Consider the following 15,220-nt stretch of genomic DNA (forward strand, 5'->3'; position numbering starts at 1 on the left):
GTTACGCAGCGACTTGACCGACGAATTCGACATCTACATTTGCGACAACTTCGTTGAAAGCCAAGATCGGTGTTTGCACGCGGTAGCGCTCGAGCAATCTTTTCAGAGGCAATCGCATTGAGTTGGTCGTAAGAACAACTGCTGAACCGTGCTCTGCAATCGCTTTTTCGCTGTGTTGCGCGATTTCTTTTGCCAATTTTTGCGCTTGCTCAGGCTCCAACGCGAGCGTCGCTCCGTAGGGAGTGTGCTGGATATGTTCTTGTATGGCGTGTGTGAATGTCGGATCGAGTGTAATGCACGCCAATTTCCCTTCACGATTAGCGTATAGGCGCGAAATCGTGCGCGCGATTGCTGCTCTCGCGAGTTCTCCGAGTTGGTCCGGTTCTTTCGTTCTGTCGGCGAAATCCGCTACCGTTTCCAAAATGGTGACCAAATCTCGAATGGGAATTCGCTCGCGGAGCAAATGTTGCAAGACCTTTTGGATATCGCCCACAGTCATTTTCGAAGGAACTAAATCTTCGACGAGTGCGGGATTTTTTTCTTTTAGATTGTCCAATAGATTTTGTACGTCTTGGCGACTGAGCAGTTCTGCCGCATGTGCTTTTACAATTTCACTGAGATGAGTGCACATCATCGCACTCGGTTCGACCACCATATATCCGCTACGTTCGGCTTGTTCTCGTTGTCCTTTTTCGATCCACATCGCTTCGATTCCGAAAACAGGTTCGATGGTTTTCGTGCCCACTAAAGGGTTGATGACATTTCCGCTATCGATTGCGAGAATTTTGTCGGGATAGCATTTACCGTTTGCGATTTCTTCTCCGCGGATTTTGATTCGGTACTCGTTTGCAGAGAGTTCGATGCTGTCTCGAATGCGAACACTGGGCATAACGAAGCCCATTTCGAGCACGAGTTGGCGTCGCAATGCAGTGATGCGTTGCGGTAAATCCCCCCCCTGTCTCGGGTCTGCGATTTTCGTAAGCGCATATCCGACTTCGATTTCGATGGGATCTACATTCAATAATGGCATTACAGCATCCGGACCGGATGTCGTTTGCGGTTGTTCTTGTTTTCCTTCTTGCGATTTCGATTTTTGTAGATGAAAGCCTTGTGCGAAACGATACGAACCGTATGCTATGACAGCCATGCAGAGAAAGGTGATTGTCGGGAACCCTGGAACAAAAGCAAGTGCAGCGAGGGCAGCGGATGTACCGAGCAATGCTTTCGGTTGTGAAAAAACTTGACGAAAAACGGCGCTTCCCATTCCGGAATCTTGCCCGGAGCGTGTGACCATCAATCCAGCGCTCGTACTGATAAGCAGTGCTGGGATTTGCGATACGAGTCCTTCTCCCACGCTGAGCAGGGCATAGGTTCTGAGGATGTTTAACAACCCTCCTTCACCCCTCATACTCCCGACAATAAGCCCCCCGATGATGTTGACAAGAATAATGAGAACAGCGGCAATCGCATCCCCTCGGATGAATTTGCTTGCACCATCCATCGCGCCGTAAAAATCAGCTTCGCGTTTGATTTCTTCTCTTCTTGCCTTCGCCTCTTGCTCGGTAATGAGGCCTGCATTCAAATCTGCGTCTATGGACATTTGCTTTCCTGGCATGGCATCGAGTGTAAACCGCGCGACGACTTCTGCCACTCTGCCTGCGCCGTTCGTAATCACCACGAACTGCACGATGACGAGAATGGAAAAGGCAACGAGCCCGACCACGAAATCCCCCCCCATTACGAAGTTTCCGAAAGTTTGGATGACATATCCGGCGGAAGCAGTGCCGAGAATCAATTTCGTGGCAGCGATGCTGAGAGCGAGTCTGAGCAATGTCGTGATTAATAGAACGGACGGAAATGTGCTGAATTCTAAGGGATGGGAAATGTTCGTTGCAATCAATGCGATCGCCAAAGAAGAGCCGATGCTCACAATGAGAGCCGCGTCCAATAACCATTCGGGTAAAGGCAGGACGAGCATCACGACAATCGTAATGATTCCGACTGCCAGCAATAAATCCGAACTTTTTAAAATTCGTTCGAAGGCATTCATTATTTCTGCCCGCCTTTCGGCATGGTTTTGATGCCTTTGCTCAATGTAGCCGCACGCTCAGGTGGAAGTTCCGCTAAAAGTTCGGCAAGTTTTTTGTCTTCTAATCTTGCCAGAACAGGGAGTGCATCGGCGTCATCCCATTTTTCGAGAATTTTTACGAGTGCTTCGACATCCATAGCCGACCATATTTTCGCTAAGCGCTCCGTACCGTCTTTACGGACGGGGGGGCTCATGTCGGGGGGCGAGAAAGGGTCGCCTAAGGAAGACTTACGATTCATCGAAATTTCTAAGGGAGGAGAAAGGACTTCTTGCTTCTCTGCTTCGGATGATGCGGGGGGTTCAGGTTTCGAAAATAGAGGAAGTTCGATAATCCCGGTGAATCCCAATGCAAGGAACAATCCACCGAGTAAAAAGAGAAGAGTTATCCCATGAGTCCATTTCATCTTTCAACCTCCGAAAGAATCTTTCGGACGTAATTTTGAGTTTCCGGATAGGGAGGAATTCCTCCATATCGTTTCACTGCGCCTGGACCTGCGTTATAGGCAGCGAGCGCTAATTCGTAACTCCCGAATTCGTCGAGCATTTGCCGCAAATATTTAGCCCCCCCGCGAAGGTTTTGTATCGGATCGAATGGGTCTAAAACTCCCAGCGCTTGTGCCGTGGAGGGCATTAACTGCGTGAGTCCTTGTGCACCTTTAGGGGAAACCGAATTCGGATTCCATCCGCTTTCTGCACTAATCAATGCTCGAAAAATATTGCGGTCTAATCCGAATTCGTCAGCCACCATGTTGGCGTTTTCTAATAAAGTCTGCACATCGATGGAAAGATTGGAAGGAAAAACATTCAACGGTTGTAAAGGGGCAGCGGAAATTCCGCTCGTATGCAGATGAAATTGTTCTCTTAGACGGTTCGGATTGGTGGGGGAGGGTCGCTCGCGATGGAAAAGGGTTTTCAGCCGGTCCTCGATTTCTCGGATACGAGACTGTATTCGCTCTGCGCCGAATGGAGTAATTCTCATTTAGCCTCCCTTTTTAGAACCGTCCATTCGTCTAATTGTTTTTGTTCTGTTTTTTCGATTTCCTTAGACCAGGCTTCTTTCGCGATGTCGCAAAGTTTCTGCAAAGATTTGCGCGATTTGCGAGCCTCACGCCAATTTGCGAAAGCGGTGGCTTCTTCTTTTTTCCTAATTTCGATGAGAGCGATTTGTTGTTCGATTTCGTCTTCTAAGCGTTCGATATACGTTTCCCAAATCATCATCTCTTCGATGGTTTCTCCGGGCGTTTTCAAAGCGTCAGCGAGTTTTTTTCTCATTGCTTGAAATTTGTTCTCGGCTTCTAAGGAAGCGGCTCGGGCGAGGCGATATGCTTCTTTCGCTGATTCTTCCAGCATCATGCGATAATCGAGCACTTTTTGGAATCGAAAACGGAATTTATGCATCGGTAATTCCCATTAAGTTCGCTAACGTGTTTTGAAAATCTGCCACCCGTTCTGTTTTGTTTTGGCGTAAGAACGCATTGATCTTTTCCCATCTTTCTATTGCGCAATCCGCAACGGGATTCGTGCCTGGTTTATATGCACCAATCATCAAAAGGTCCTCCACATCGCGATATGCAGCAAAGAGTTCACGAAAGCGATTTGCGGCACGCTGATGCTCTTCGGAAACTATCGAAGGCATTACACGACTAAGACTATTCAGTGGGTCGATTGCCGGATAATGCCCACGGTTAGAAAGTTTTCTATCGAGAACGATATGCCCATCCAAGATCGCACGTGTTGCGTCGGCAATCGGTTCATTCGTGTCGTCTCCTTCCACCAATATCGTGTAAAAGGCTGTAATCGAACCTTTATGAGAATTTCCCGCTCGTTCCAAAAGACGAGGAAGAAGGGCGAATACGCTCGGTGTATATCCTTTGGTGCTCGGAGGTTCTCCGATCGCCAATCCTACTTCTCTTTGCGCCATGGCGAATCTCGTGATGCTATCCATCATCAAAACTACTTTTTTCCCGTTTTCTCGAAACCATTCCGCGATTGCGGTTGCCGTGAATGCAGCCTTGATTCGTACGAGTGCAGGTTGTTCGCTCGTAGCGACGACGACGACGCTTTTTTTTAGCCCCTCTTCTCCCAAGTCGTTTTCGATGAATTCTCGCACTTCCCTTCCACGCTCCCCGACGAGTGCAATGACGTTTACGTCAGCACTCGAATTCCTAGCAATCATGGCGAGTAACGTACTTTTTCCGACGCCGCTCCCCGAGAATATGCCTACGCGTTGACCTTCTCCGCACGTTAGAAGTCCATCAATGGCGCGAACACCCAATGTAAGCGGAGTGCGAATGAATCGTCTCTGCAATACATGGGGGGGGACATTGAATACGGGTTGAACATCTCGTGTATCGAGATTCCCTTTTTTGTCTATCGCTTCGCCTAATCCGTCGAGCACGCGTCCGAGCAGTGCCTCTCCGACCGGAACCTTCAAGCATTCCCCTGTATTGATCACGAGATTTCCCGCCTGCACTCCGGTCATTTCCCCGATAGGCATGAGCAGAACGGAATTTTCTCGAAATCCAACGACTTCTGCGCGTATGAGATTCTCTTTTTCAATCTTCGATGTCGTGGAATTGCTGATCCAACAAATGTCACCTATCCGTGCTGGAGGTCCTGAAGATTCGATGATTAAGCCAACGACCTTTCGAACTTGCCCATAAATTCGAAACGGCTCTGCGACTTCGAGCGCTTTTCGTTCTCTATCGAATGACGCAACCGGAACTCGCATGTTATGCCACCTCCTTTCGACATAAATTTTCCAACTGCGTTTCGATGCGAGCATCCAGGATTCCGTTTTCCGTTTCGATGATGACGGAACCTCGTTCGAGGGTTTCGTCTCCTGCGATTTCTATTCCTCTCACCCCCGCCGCGATTCGGAAAAGTTCCTCTTTGCGTTCGTTTAAAGTATTCAAATCGAAAGGATTCACGCGAATACGAACATTTGTGGTATTTCGGACTCGTTTTATCGCTTCTCGCGCAAGCGATACAATGGCTTCCGGACGCAATGTCAACTCTTCTGCGAGGATTTTCTTGGCGATGTCGCTCGCGTATCGTGCGAGTCCTGATTCTGCTTTTTCGTACCACAGTTCCATGGCGTGTTCGATGCGAGCGAACAACGTTTCGAGATCGCTTTCGAGACGTTTCAATCTTTCTAATTCGTATTCCTTAGCGCAGTGAAGTCCTTCTCGGAATCCCGCGTCGTATCCTTTTGCAAAACCATCTTGATAACTTTCCGTTGCAATGGCATGAGTCGTTGAAACGAGCGGAAGGGGGGGCTCCTTTTCTTTTGCAGACGATAGTTTCGGAATCTCGGGCAATTGTTCTTCTAATTTGGAAAATTTAGAACCCGATTCCCGAGGAAGAATGCGCTTTTTAAACAAGGACCTCCTCCTCTCCGCGACCGATGGAAATCTCGCCAGCCTCTTCTAAACGTCGGATAATGGCAACGATGCGTTGTTGAGCCTCTTCTACGGTGCGTAGTTTTACAGGACCCAAAAATTCCATGGTTTCTTTCACCATATCTGCTGCTCGCTCCGACATGTTCATGAAAATCTTTGCGCGAACTTCTTCGGAAGTCCCTTTCAGAGCCAAGGCGAGTTCTTTCATTTCGATTTCTCGCAGGATTTGCTGAATGGCTCTGTCGTCGAGTTTCGCGACATCCTCGAAAACGAACATCATATTTAGCACTTCGTTCGCCAATTCTGGATTTTTCGAATGTAGATTATCGAGAATCTTGCGCTCCGTATTGCGGTCTACATGATGCAAAATATCCACGAGGCTTTTCAGCCCCCCCGAAGATGCCAAACCTGTATTCGCCATCCCGCTGGTTTTTTGTTCCAATACATTTTCCACCCGCCGAATGACTTCAGGGGGGGTGCGCTCCATAAGGGCAATCCTCTCTGCGACATCCACTCGGAGTTCGGGATTGAGCCGTTCCAAAACTTGCGCCGCTAAACCAGTGGGAAGGTTCGATATCACCAAAGCGATGGTTTGGGGATGCTCGTCCGTCAAAATCGTCGCTAATTGCGCTGGGTCACTGCGCCTCAAGAAATCGAAGGGAACTCCCTCCAATGTTTGGTTGATTCTCTCAATCATATCTGTCGCTTTTTCGCTACCGAACGCGGCGAACAATAATTTCTTAGCGTGTTCCACCCCACCTTCGGCGATATAGTCCTGCGCTAAAGCCATTTGATGAAATTCTTCGATAACTTGATTCCTTATTTCCGGTGTTACGCGGTCTAAACGCGCAATTTCTAACGTGAGAATCTCGACATGTTCCTCATCGAGATGCTGCATCACCTTTCCACTTATCTCGGGACCGAGAATCATCATCATAATCGCCGCTTTTTTGCGATTCGAAACCGGATGGGAAGCACTTCTCATGGTTATCGAACCTCCTCCAGCATCCAACTCTTGATAAGCAATGCAACTGATTCCGGACGCGTATCCGCAGTTTTCAGAATTCTCAAAAGGTTTTCGTTGAACTTTTCGGGAATTTCACCGACATCGGGGATGGCTTGTTTGATAGCATAAGCACGTTTTTTCGCGCTTTCGCTAAGGTCTTCATCTTGCAAACTACTCGCTACGAGTTGTCTTTTCGGCGAGGCTGGCTCGTATCTCGTTTCACTATCCGAATATACTTCCGGCAGCGGATGCGCGCTGAAAATAATATTTCGATTATTAGCAGTAAGTTTACTTATCGAACGTACGATGAGAAATCCTACTATCAATAAAGCAATAATCGGAATCATAGATAGTGCTTGCTGAAAGAACTGCGATCTTTTCGCGGCGGCAAGTTCTTCGGAGGCTTTCTCTGCTGCGGTTTTATCGAAATTGGATGTCGTTACCGAGACTTTGAAATTTTCCGGGTCTTTATCCGCACCGATGAGATTTACTGCGAATTGCTCGATTTGTCGAGCGGATGCTGCAACAGATTGGTCGAGCATGATGCTCACACGCGCCGCGATGATTTTTCCCGGTGCAACCATCTTTTCGCTTTTTTCTTGCACCGTGGCGTTGTTCACTACTTCTTGTACGAGCGAGTAGTTTCCTTGTCCCGATGTCGAACTCGCGGTTCCTGGTGCTGCATAAGAAGACGCAGGTCCACCTGCTCGATTCGGAGCGCCTTGAGAATAGGTTTCGGTAACGGATTCTTTGCTTACAGGAGATTTCGTAGGTGTTTCCGAACGTGTGATGACTTCCTCTTTATCGAAATTCATTTCGACGCTCGTGCTTACGATTGCCTTTCCTGGTCCGACGACTTGCGTAATCATGCTGTCGAGTGCGTCCTTGAGTCTTTTCGCTTCCGCGAGTTCTGCTTCTCGTTTTCGCAAAGCAAGACCTGTAGCGTTCTCTACTTCCGTTTTTCCGTTGAATAAAACTACACCCGTCGAATCGGAAACGGAAATGTTTTCTCGTTTCAATCCCGTTACCGCTCCCATCAAAGTCGTTACGATGGCTTCTGCTGTTTCACGCGGTTGGGATGTTCCTGGTTTTAGACCCACTACGACACTCGCGGAAGGTTCTACTTTCGAATCTGCGAAAGGGGAATCCGAACCCGGACTGATGTGCACTTTCGCTGCAGTTATAGGAGCGAGCATCATGATGGTTTTTGCGAGTTCTTCTTCTAGAGCGATTCGGATTTTTTCTTCTTGCAAAGGAGCAGGGTCGGTAAATCCCATATCGTTTAGGCGAAGTTTTCCTAACGTGCCAGAAGAGGGAATTCCTTGCATCGCCAATTTCGCGCGGACTTCGGGAATGAGGTGCGATGGGACGAAAATGCTGCCATCCGCTTCTTGACGATAGGCGATTTTCATTTCTTGCAGTTTTTGAATGACACGACCTTGCTCCGTCGGTTCTAAGGGGGGGAATAATTGGCGCATGTCCGGGGATTTGGAAAAATAAAACACAGCGGACAAAAGTGCAAACAGCAGAACGCACCCGACGATACTTACCGTCTTAGTCGTTTTATCGGCGGTTTCCCACCACGCTCTGATTTTAAGCAAAGTTCCACCCATAGGCGTTTCCTAAGCGTGGTCGAAAGGGGGGGCTTCGTGTGTTCAGATTTGCAAGCGTTGAATTTCTTGATACGCTTCCAGAAGTTTATTTCGCACTTGTAAAGTCAGGCTCAATGCCAAAGAAGCGCGGCTCATTGCAATCATCACATCGTGATAATCCACCTTCCGACCCGCCATAAGTTCTGACTGCAATCTCGTTGAATCCAATTGCGCGAGATTGACTTCTCTTATGGCGTCCATCAGAAGTTGGGAAAAACTCTCACCGGAATCAGGTGCTTCCGTTCGAGTCGAAGATAAAAGATTCTGGTCTATGGGCGGGATATCTTCGATCCTCATTTCTTTTTTCAGCAAATTCCTTGCATGGATTAAACTCTTCCGATATCCAATGCGCTTTGCAACATTTGTTTTGTCAAATTGAATGCATTCAAATTCGCTTCGTACGCTCGACTTGCGCTAATCATGTCTACCATTTCCGTAATAGGATTCGTATTACTGTAATATACGAGTCCTTCCGAATCTGCATAAGGATTTCCCGGGTCTTGCACGACTCGGAAGGGAGACATGTCTTCCACGATGCCATTGATGCTTACGCTTCCATCGTAATTTTCCAGGAGTGAAACGATTTTCCTGCGATAAGGATCGTTTCCTCCGATTCGCATCGTGTTAGCATTCGCTAAATTCGTCGAAATCACATCCATTCGGAAGCGTTCTGCCGCGAGTGCGCTTGCGCTAACTCCGAGTGTGTGAATTAAGTTCATGTGCTTCTACCCTCCTTGATCACTTCATGCATGGACTGGAAATACCTGCGAGCCATCTCGCTCAATGTGCTGTAATGAAGTTGTGTTTCCGTCAAAGCGGCGACTTCGCGTTCTAAATCTACGCTATTCCCATCCTGCCGAATCGATCGCTCTTCCCGTACTATTCCGTTCATGGCGTTTTTGAAAAATTTCGATTCGGAAATATGATTTGGATGAGTAATCCGAAGACTGCGCTGCTGCTCTCTCAGCCCTGCCTCTTCGAGTGAAAGAAAGAAGGACATGTCTTTTCGCTTGTATCCCGGTGTACTCTGATTCGCCAGGTTTGCGCTTAAAAGAGCATGTCGTTGCACAGCGCGGTGCATTGCGAGTTGCAATCTTTCCGTGAAGGGTCCGAAGAGGTTTTCGAGAATCATCGCAGGTTTTTCGAGCCTAAATCGGCTCAATTGGATATTCGGCGGAAAAGGCTTCCTCTTCAGATGGGCAAATCTCGAGTTCTGCTTTCGGTTCTACGCTTTTCGCCATTAAATAGGTTATAATGCGCCTCTTGCAGAGGCTCTAACCCCAGCACCTTGTCTCCGAGGCTAATAAACCTCAGTACAGGAATGAGAGTTGTCGAGCCTTTTAGAGAAACTACTTAGGAAAATATGCCACTCAACGAAGACGCAATCTATTTGACCCCATCGGGCTACTCGAAACTGAAAGAGGAACTCGAGCGGCTTTCTACTTTCGAGCGCCGTCAAATCGCAGAGCGTATCCGTGAAAGCATGGAGCACGGGGAATACAGTGAGGAGAACACAGAACTCGACGAGGTGAAATTCGAGCAAGCCGTCGTCGAAAACCGCATCGAGGAGTTGAAATCCATTCTCGCGAACGCCCATGTTTTAGAGCCTTCTGAGGTTTCCACGAAAGTCGTGAGCGTCGGGACGAAGGTGACCCTCAAAAATCGCAGATCACGCAAAGAAGTGACGGTAACGATAGTGAGCAGTGCCGAGGCTGATTTGAATGCAAATTATGTGTCCGACGAATCTCCCCTGGGTATGGCACTTATTGGCAAACAAAAAGGAGATATCGTAACCGTCGAAACGCCTTCCGGTAAAGTGACTTATGAAATTCTAAAAATCGGGAAGGCGGTGAAGTGAGTGAACAAGAACTAACCGAAATTCGCCTGAATAAGTTAAAGAGGCTTAGAGAACTCGGACACGACCCGTATTCTTTCGAAGAGTTCCCTACGAACCACCTGCCGCACGAAATCAAGGGAGACTACGATGCTTTCGCAGGAAAGGTTGTGTCCCTTGCGGGACGCGTTACTTCTTTGAGACCCATGGGCAAGGCAGGGTTTTTCGACATCACGCGCGAGGCAGAGCGCATGCAGGTGTACGTCAAAAAAGAAGACGTAGGGGAAACGCTTTGGGAAATTTTTAATCTCATCGATATCGGCGACATTGTCGGAACGAGCGGAGAAGTTTTCAAAACGAAAACGGGCGAAATCTCGATTCATGCGCGCGATTTGAAAGTTCTCGCCAAGTGCATTCATGTCCTTCCCATCGGCAAAGAAAAAGAAGGAAAACACTGGTACGGGTTACACGATGTAGAGGAACGGCACCGGAGACGATATCTGGATATCATCGCAAACCCGGAATCGCGGGATATTTTGACTAAACGCGCGAAACTGGTTTCTGAAACGCGAAGGTATTTGGATGCTTTGGGCTTTCTCGAAGTGGAAACTCCGGTGCTGGAATCGGTAGTCGGGGGGGCTGCTGCGAAACCCTTCGTTACCTATCATGAAGCGTTGGAGATGGAGTTGAAACTTCGCATTTCGTTAGAACTTCACCTGAAACGCTTGATTATCGCCGGTTTCGATAAGGTTTACGAGATAGGGCGTGTATTTCGCAACGAAGGAATCAGCACGCGCCACAATCCGGAGTTCACTCTCTTGGAGCTTTATCAAGCGTATTCCAAAATGGAACACATACAGAATTTGGTGGAAGAACTTTGCCGTCATTTAGCGAAAGAGGTTTATGGAAGCGAAGTTTTGCGGGTGCGCGATGTGACTCTCGATTTCACGAAACCGTGGAAGCGCGTGAAATTGCTCGAGGCAATCGAGGAACATTGCGGAGTGAAACCTTCGGAATTCGAAAGTCTCGAATCTGCAAAAGAGGCGATGCGACGGGTGGGGCTCGACCCATCGCAGGAAACCAGCGTGGGGGGGATCATCGAGAAACTATTGGAAAAGTTCGTCGAGCCTCGTTTACAGGAACCGACCTTCGTGGAGGATTATCCGATAGACACCTCGCCGCTTGCGAAGAGGCACCTTCAGAACCCGAAATTGACGCGCCGCTTCGAGGGATATTTGCGTGGACGTGAAGTTTGCAACGCATTCAGTGAATTGAACGACCCGTTCGACCAGCGCGCACGCATGGAGGAACAGCATCGTATGCTTTTAGCGGGTCATCACGAGGCGAACCCGCTGGACGAGGATTTCCTTTATGCGATGGAATTGGGCATGCCGCCTACGGGGGGGCTCGGTATCGGCATGGACCGCCTTGCAATGCAATTGAGCGGCGCTGACTCGATCCGCGAAGTGATTTGGTTCCCGATATTGAAGCCAGAGAAGAAGGAGTGAAATCGTGCGTAGAAATAATAAAAGTATGCCTCTTTCGTCTATTGAAATCGAAGCATATGATTTGGCGCAAGAAGGCGTGATTCTTGTAAAGCGTGCTATTCGACGTGTTTTTCAAGCTCATCCTGAAGGTTTGCGGAATAGCGTAATTGGGCGTTTATTAGGTGTTAATGCGGATTTCCTTGAAGACCAGCAGGGCTGGTTTCAGTATACAGTATTAAAAATCATGGAGCGTGAACGAACGGTTGAACAAGTTAAACCAAGAGGATCATGGCGACTTATGCGAATGGATATTGATAAGTAGAATCAAAAAAAACGAGCGCAATTCGACAAAATCATAAACTCCAATATTTTCTTTTTATTTTGTAAAGACGTACGCCATTTTCTTCACAATATTGAATGAAGCGCTGCTCTATCTCATTATTTTGAACTGGACGAGATTGTAGGATTTTATTAATGGCATTATTAGTTATGCGTCCATCTTTTTCTTCATCTCTCTTATGCTCAGGCATGTTGTTAGCAACATATCCTAAAAATCTACTGGGCGCAAAGTGAGCGCCATTTTCATCAACAACAAAGCACTTCCCCCTTGAGAGTGACTCACGAAAAAACTCTCGTTCTGCTTCAAGATTCGATTTCGAGTAAGATACAAAAGTTTGCAGGTTATTTAGAAGTTCTTGTTTTGTGGATATTAGTTTTCTTGGCATGCCGTTTATATTTTATATTATATTGTGACCGAGCTTTTCGGTCACATGACCGCTTTTGTGGGTCAACAGAAGTAGTAAGTGACCTGTTCCTTCTCGCATAATCTCAAAAAATGACCTTTCTTGAAGCCATACGCAGCCGAATCCTCATCGCTGATGGGGCGATGGGGACGCTTTTGGGCATGGAAGGGTATAGGAGACTGCCTTATTGCCTCGCGAATTTAGAAGCCCCCGAACTCGTACGAAAGGTCCACCACGAATACGCCGAGGCTGGGGCGGAAGTGGTCGAAACGAACACCTTCTGGGCGGGGAGTATCCGATTGCATTCCTTCGGGAGTAACGCTTCTACGAGAGAAATTTGTCTAAAAGGAGCCGAACTCGCACGGGAAGGTGCTCCGAACGCGTACGTCTTAGGAGCAATCGGTCCTTGCGGGAAGCCACTCGCTCCGGTGGGAATCCTTCCGGAGGAACAGGTTTTTCAGGATTTCGCCGAGCAAGCATCCGCCCTTTTCGAGGGGGGGGTAGACGCCATCATCTTAGAGACTTTTTCCGATTTGGAAGAGATGGGAATCGCGATACAGGCGGTGAAATCCGTTTGCGATTTGCCGATTGTGGCATGCAAGAGTTTCATCGAGGATGGAGAGACACTTGCAGAAGGTTTTCCGCTGCATGCCGCTCGCAAAATGCTGGAATTGGGCGCCGATGCGGTGGGGGCGAATTGCGTGGTCGGTCCGCAAAGAATGCTCGACATCGTTCGCTGGATGTCGGAAGTCGGTGAAACGCCTGTTGTCGCAATGCCGACGCCGGGGATGCCGCAATTGGTGCGCGGTCAGCAAGTTTACGATGTAACTCCGGAGTATTTCGGTCGCGCCGCGGCAAGATTAGCAGATGGGGGGGCTAACCTGATAGGAGGCTGCTGCGGTACGACTCCGGCGCATATCCGAGCACTGAGCGATGCATTGCAAAATAGAAACTTGCGCAAAAGAACGATAACGAAAATCATGGAGGAGGAGCGCAAGACACCTCTTCCCGAAAGCGAACCAAGCGAATTGAGTCGTAAGTTGTTCAAAAAGTTCGTGATTACGGTGGAGTTGGATTTACCGAGAGGATTGGAAACGGAAAAAGTTTTAGAGGGTTCGCGCGCATTGAAAGAGAGGGGGGCGGATTTGATTGACATTAGCGATGGCGCACGCGCTCGACTGCGCATGAGCCCGATGGCGATTTGTCATATCATTCAGCGCGATGTGGGAATCGAAACGATGATGCATGTCGCATGCCGAGATAGAAATATGCTGGCATTGCAAGCAGACTTATTAGGTGCGCACGCTTTGGGAATTCGCAACGTTTTGCCGGTTACAGGTGATCCGACAAACATCGGCGATTTTCCCAGCGCAACGAGCGTTTTCGATATAGATGCCATCGGATTGGTAGGAATCATTTCGCGTTTCAATGAAGGGCGCGATTTGGCGGGCAATTCCATCGGAAGAAAATGCGCGTTTACCATAGCTGTCGCCTTCAATCCTGTAGCGCGAGATTTAAATGTAGAGTTAGAGCGATTAGAAAGAAAAATGGCAGCGGGGGCTCATTTGATTTATACGCAACCACTATTCGAGATGCGAGATGCGGAATTTGCGTGCGAAATAGCGCAAAAGTACAAACGCCCGATTATGGTGGGGGTAATGCCGTTGCGCAGTTATCGTCATGCGGAGTTTATGCACAACGAAGTTCCGGGGATACGCGTGCCCGATTGGCTCCGGAAACGACTTGCGGAAGCAGAAGAATCGGATGCGTTGAAAATCGGCATCGAAGTTGCGCAGGAGTTTGCAGCGAAATTGCCTTCGATGGCACAGGGGCTTTATCTCATGCCGCCTTTCGGGAATTGGAAAGTTGCAGAACGTGTGATGGATGCAGTGTTGCCTGCGCAATCCCAACGTGCGGCGAGTGAGAAATCATCATAGAGAAAGAGATGGACATTATTAAAAAGGCACTCGAATTGCATGAAAACGGGGAGGAGTTTTGCCTTGCCGTATTGATTGCGAAAAGCGGAAGTGCGCCGCAAGTGCCTGGAGCGAAAGGAATTTTTTTGCGAGACGGTCGTATCTTCGGGACGATTGGGGGGGGATGCTTGGAGATGGAATGCCGCCGATTGGGTTTGCAGGCGCTTTATTCCGGAAAGCATCTCGTTCGAGAGTTTCAATTGGATGATGATTTCGGCTGGGACGATGGGCTAATTTGCGGGGGGCGTGTGCAGGTTTTGCTTTTACCTAAACCGGAAAAGTACATATCCGCTTTTCGGCAAGCGTTGTCTTCACGGGGTTGTTTGGTATACGATTTGAAAGAGGGGGGGGTAAGATTCGATTCTATAGAGGAAATCGAGAGAAGACCTTTAAGAAAGGGGGATTTGTTCATCGAGCCGATTTTGCCGCCAGAGCGTCTGATTATTTTCGGTGGAGGTCATATCGGGAAAGAACTCTCGAGATTGGGAAAGGAATTGGGGTTTTTCGTTACCTTGGTAGATGACCGACCAGAATTCGTTTCGGAAGAACGAGTTCCTTGGGTGCAGGAGAGGATTTGCGAGCAACCTGAGGAGTTCGCAAAAAAGATACGAGAAAGCGTGATGAGCCTTTTGCAAGGGAGGGTAGTTTCGTCTGACATAAGTGAGCAGCAAGCCTCTTTATGTAAGGACATTTCGAATATCCAACCCGATGAGACCTATATTTGCATCGTAACGCGAGGGCATCGTAACGATTCGAAAGTTTTGCGCTCCTTAGTCGGCTTGCCATGGGCATATCTCGGGATGATTGGAAGCAACAGAAAGCGAGAAATGATAAAAAAAGAAATGGTTTCGAGTGGTTTGTGTAGCGAAGAAGAATTCGAAAGGGTTCGTTCGCCGATGGGTTTGGAAATCGGAGCAGAAGGAGTAATGGAGATCGTGGTGAGCATTGCTGCCGAACTCGTTCAGGTTCGCTCAGAATATCGTGGACCGATTGCGGCTCGTTGCGGGCAGAAGCGTCTTGTTTCGGAATAAA

The 15,220-nt window shown here is 48.3% G+C and carries 17 protein-coding genes; 5 read left to right on the top strand and 12 right to left on the bottom strand.

Translation table 11 applies throughout. The features are described from left to right. Position 1: 1 nt before the first annotated feature. The 11 genes from flhA to flgB are packed head-to-tail and all read right to left on the bottom strand — an operon-like array spanning position 2 to position 9,280. Positions 2-2,050, bottom strand: coding sequence for a flagellar biosynthesis protein FlhA (flhA, locus tag VNK96_03625; GenBank protein HWP30804.1), 2,049 nt, complete (start codon positions 2,048-2,050; stop codon positions 2-4). Next, entirely contained in the window at positions 2,050-2,493 is a 444-nt protein-coding gene (locus VNK96_03630) for a hypothetical protein (protein ID HWP30805.1), read from the bottom strand. Before VNK96_03630 ends, flhA begins: the two co-directional genes overlap by 1 nt. Beyond that, positions 2,490-3,068 (bottom strand): lytic transglycosylase domain-containing protein, encoded by a 579-nt coding sequence (locus VNK96_03635; GenBank protein HWP30806.1) that lies wholly within the window; start codon positions 3,066-3,068, stop codon positions 2,490-2,492. Before VNK96_03635 ends, VNK96_03630 begins: the two co-directional genes overlap by 4 nt. Further along, complete coding sequence (fliJ, locus tag VNK96_03640) at positions 3,065-3,487, bottom strand: flagellar export protein FliJ (GenBank protein HWP30807.1); 423 nt, start codon at positions 3,485-3,487, stop codon at positions 3,065-3,067. Before fliJ ends, VNK96_03635 begins: the two co-directional genes overlap by 4 nt. Then, positions 3,480-4,820: a flagellar protein export ATPase FliI gene (gene fliI, locus VNK96_03645; GenBank protein ID HWP30808.1), complete on the bottom strand. Its 1,341-nt coding sequence runs from the start codon at positions 4,818-4,820 to the stop codon at positions 3,480-3,482. The genes fliJ and fliI overlap by 8 nt, the downstream gene beginning before the upstream one ends. Position 4,821: 1 nt before the next feature. Beyond that, a complete protein-coding gene (locus VNK96_03650; GenBank protein HWP30809.1) occupies positions 4,822-5,472 on the bottom strand; it encodes a FliH/SctL family protein in 651 nt (216 codons plus the stop codon). Further along, a complete protein-coding gene (gene fliG / locus VNK96_03655) occupies positions 5,465-6,475 on the bottom strand; it encodes a flagellar motor switch protein FliG (GenBank protein ID HWP30810.1) in 1,011 nt (336 codons plus the stop codon). Before fliG ends, VNK96_03650 begins: the two co-directional genes overlap by 8 nt. A 2-nt stretch (positions 6,476-6,477) precedes the next feature. After that, positions 6,478-8,109 (bottom strand): flagellar basal-body MS-ring/collar protein FliF, encoded by a 1,632-nt coding sequence (gene fliF / locus VNK96_03660; protein ID HWP30811.1) that lies wholly within the window; start codon positions 8,107-8,109, stop codon positions 6,478-6,480. A 42-nt stretch (positions 8,110-8,151) separates the two neighbouring features. After that, positions 8,152-8,460, bottom strand: a complete 309-nt coding sequence (fliE, locus tag VNK96_03665) for a flagellar hook-basal body complex protein FliE (protein HWP30812.1) — start codon at positions 8,458-8,460, stop codon at positions 8,152-8,154. A gap of 14 nt (positions 8,461-8,474) precedes the next feature. After that, positions 8,475-8,867: a flagellar basal body rod protein FlgC gene (gene flgC / locus VNK96_03670; protein HWP30813.1), complete on the bottom strand. Its 393-nt coding sequence runs from the start codon at positions 8,865-8,867 to the stop codon at positions 8,475-8,477. Continuing rightward, entirely contained in the window at positions 8,864-9,280 is a 417-nt protein-coding gene (gene flgB, locus VNK96_03675; GenBank protein HWP30814.1) for a flagellar basal body rod protein FlgB, read from the bottom strand. Before flgB ends, flgC begins: the two co-directional genes overlap by 4 nt. Positions 9,281-9,511: 231 nt before the next feature. On the opposite strand from flgB, the gene greA reads away from it, so the two are divergent. From greA to VNK96_03690, 3 genes are read left to right on the top strand one after another with little or no spacing between them, the layout of a single operon-like run. After that, on the top strand, positions 9,512-10,006 hold the full coding sequence (gene greA / locus VNK96_03680) for a transcription elongation factor GreA (protein ID HWP30815.1): 495 nt from the start codon (positions 9,512-9,514) through the stop codon (positions 10,004-10,006). Beyond that, complete coding sequence (gene lysS / locus VNK96_03685) at positions 10,003-11,490, top strand: lysine--tRNA ligase (protein ID HWP30816.1); 1,488 nt, start codon at positions 10,003-10,005, stop codon at positions 11,488-11,490. The genes greA and lysS overlap by 4 nt, the downstream gene beginning before the upstream one ends. A gap of 25 nt (positions 11,491-11,515) precedes the next feature. Then, entirely contained in the window at positions 11,516-11,791 is a 276-nt protein-coding gene (locus VNK96_03690; protein HWP30817.1) for a hypothetical protein, read from the top strand. 31 nt (positions 11,792-11,822) lie between these two features. Here VNK96_03690 and VNK96_03695 read toward each other — a convergent pair whose 3' ends face one another. After that, a complete protein-coding gene (locus VNK96_03695; protein HWP30818.1) occupies positions 11,823-12,194 on the bottom strand; it encodes a hypothetical protein in 372 nt (123 codons plus the stop codon). Between the two features lie 110 nt (positions 12,195-12,304). Here VNK96_03695 and VNK96_03700 point away from each other — a divergent pair, with 110 nt between their 5' ends. After that, positions 12,305-14,149, top strand: coding sequence for a bifunctional homocysteine S-methyltransferase/methylenetetrahydrofolate reductase (locus VNK96_03700; protein ID HWP30819.1), 1,845 nt, complete (start codon positions 12,305-12,307; stop codon positions 14,147-14,149). Between the two features lie 8 nt (positions 14,150-14,157). Beyond that, the gene (locus VNK96_03705) at positions 14,158-15,219 is read left to right on the top strand and encodes an XdhC family protein (GenBank protein HWP30820.1); all 1,062 of its coding nucleotides are present in this window, start codon (positions 14,158-14,160) and stop codon (positions 15,217-15,219) included. Position 15,220 lies beyond the last annotated feature (1 nt).

The sequence above is a fragment of the Fimbriimonadales bacterium genome (genome assembly GCA_035559795.1).
GTDB lineage: Bacteria > Armatimonadota > Fimbriimonadia > Fimbriimonadales > ATM1 > DATMAR01.

What these genes read in the sequence shown, in the direction of transcription:
- flhA (HWP30804.1), bottom strand. Translation starts at nt 2,050, where the DNA reads ATGAATGCCTTCGAACGAATTTTAAAAAGTTCGGATTTATTGCTGGCA.
- VNK96_03630 (HWP30805.1), bottom strand. Translation starts at nt 2,493, where the DNA reads ATGAAATGGACTCATGGGATAACTCTTCTCTTTTTACTCGGTGGATTG.
- VNK96_03635 (HWP30806.1), bottom strand. Translation starts at nt 3,068, where the DNA reads ATGAGAATTACTCCATTCGGCGCAGAGCGAATACAGTCTCGTATCCGA.
- fliJ (HWP30807.1), bottom strand. Translation starts at nt 3,487, where the DNA reads ATGCATAAATTCCGTTTTCGATTCCAAAAAGTGCTCGATTATCGCATG.
- fliI (HWP30808.1), bottom strand. Translation starts at nt 4,820, where the DNA reads ATGCGAGTTCCGGTTGCGTCATTCGATAGAGAACGAAAAGCGCTCGAA.
- fliG (HWP30810.1), bottom strand. Translation starts at nt 6,475, where the DNA reads ATGAGAAGTGCTTCCCATCCGGTTTCGAATCGCAAAAAAGCGGCGATT.
- fliF (HWP30811.1), bottom strand. Translation starts at nt 8,109, where the DNA reads ATGGGTGGAACTTTGCTTAAAATCAGAGCGTGGTGGGAAACCGCCGAT.
- flgC (HWP30813.1), bottom strand. Translation starts at nt 8,867, where the DNA reads ATGAACTTAATTCACACACTCGGAGTTAGCGCAAGCGCACTCGCGGCA.
- flgB (HWP30814.1), bottom strand. Translation starts at nt 9,280, where the DNA reads ATGATTCTCGAAAACCTCTTCGGACCCTTCACGGAAAGATTGCAACTC.
- greA (HWP30815.1), top strand. Translation starts at nt 9,512, where the DNA reads ATGCCACTCAACGAAGACGCAATCTATTTGACCCCATCGGGCTACTCG.
- VNK96_03690 (HWP30817.1), top strand. Translation starts at nt 11,516, where the DNA reads ATGCCTCTTTCGTCTATTGAAATCGAAGCATATGATTTGGCGCAAGAA.
- VNK96_03695 (HWP30818.1), bottom strand. Translation starts at nt 12,194, where the DNA reads ATGCCAAGAAAACTAATATCCACAAAACAAGAACTTCTAAATAACCTG.
- VNK96_03700 (HWP30819.1), top strand. Translation starts at nt 12,305, where the DNA reads ATGACCTTTCTTGAAGCCATACGCAGCCGAATCCTCATCGCTGATGGG.
- VNK96_03705 (HWP30820.1), top strand. Translation starts at nt 14,158, where the DNA reads ATGGACATTATTAAAAAGGCACTCGAATTGCATGAAAACGGGGAGGAG.